Genomic DNA, 1,152 nt, shown 5'->3' with positions numbered 1-1,152 from the left:
TGTTTTCGGCAGAGGCAGCGCAGGTTGGCGGGGTGGGTCGGCCCGATCGGGTAGGCGATGGCGTGGTCGATGTCGCAGACGGTGGCGGGCTGGTCGCAGCCGGGGAATCGGCAGGTGAGGTCGCGGGCCCGGACGAAGGCGGCCAGCGCTGTTGAGGGCCGGTAGTGCGGTTCGGCCGGCAGATCGGCCGGGTCGCGCAGCGGTTTGACGGTGGCACCGTGGGTGACCAGCTGGGCCAGCAGTGGTGCGGGGACGGTGCCGCCGCCGATGATCTGCCCGCAGCCTGCCGGGTGTGCTGGGGGTGTGGGTGCCGGGGCGGTGGGCGGCTGGTCGCCGTTGCCGAACCGCGGTTGGGGTGCGGTGTCTAGGGCGGCCTGCTCGGCCAGGACGTAGACGGTGACGTTGGCCGCGCGGGCGTCGCCGCCGGCGCTGGCGGGGCAGTCGGTGTTGCCGCAGGCGCAGGCGAGGGCGTCGGCCCCGGCGGCCAGGGCGCCGAGGGCATCGGCGCGGCGTTGGGCCAGGGTGCGCGGATCGTCGTCGCAGACGGTGTGGGCCAATTGGGTCAGGCGCCGGTCGAGGGCGCTGGCATCGGTGGCAAACAGCCGGCCCCACACGGCGGTGGTGCCGTTTTCGCTGTTGCGGGTGTCGACGACGACGTCGCGGCTCCGGGCGTCGCGGTCCTGGCGCCGGACGGCGTCGGGGTCGTACCGGTCGATCAGGGCGTCGATGGCCGCCGCGGTCTTGGCCGCCGACAGCGGCCCCAGCGCGGTGGCGATCGCGGCGAGCTCGGCGTCGACGGTGTGCAGCAGGTAGGGGTTGGTGATCAACGTGGTGCGCCAGACGATCGTGGCGACCAGTCGGGTGTTGATCGCCCCGTCGACAAACAGCGCGGCGACCTTCGGCAGGCGTTCCCGCAGCGCCGTGGCCAGATACATCTGGGAGGACGCCATGCCGTGGCTGATCTGTTCGGCAGCGGCGACCTCGGCGGCCGCGGCATCCCAGTAGTCGCACGACCAGCGCGACCGGTTCACCGCATCGGCCGCGCGGGTGCGCCGGGCCACCAACTCGCCAATCGCGGCCAGCCGGCGCGCCGAGGCCGCGGCCTCCACCCGGGCCCACCCGGCAATGGCCGCCACCAGCAGGTTGTCGTCG

General features: G+C 74.0%; 1 protein-coding gene. It reads right to left on the bottom strand.

What is annotated here, in order from left to right:
* A partial coding sequence (locus tag A5694_RS00535) for an HNH endonuclease signature motif containing protein (protein WP_064919913.1) occupies positions 1–1,152 on the bottom strand: 1,152 nt, incomplete at both ends.

The sequence above is a fragment of the Mycolicibacter sinensis genome (genome assembly GCF_001667945.1).
Lineage (GTDB): Bacteria > Actinomycetota > Actinomycetes > Mycobacteriales > Mycobacteriaceae > Mycobacterium > Mycobacterium sinense_B.
Note: the sequence above shows the minus strand (reverse complement) of the source record. Positions and strands in the feature narration are given on the sequence as shown.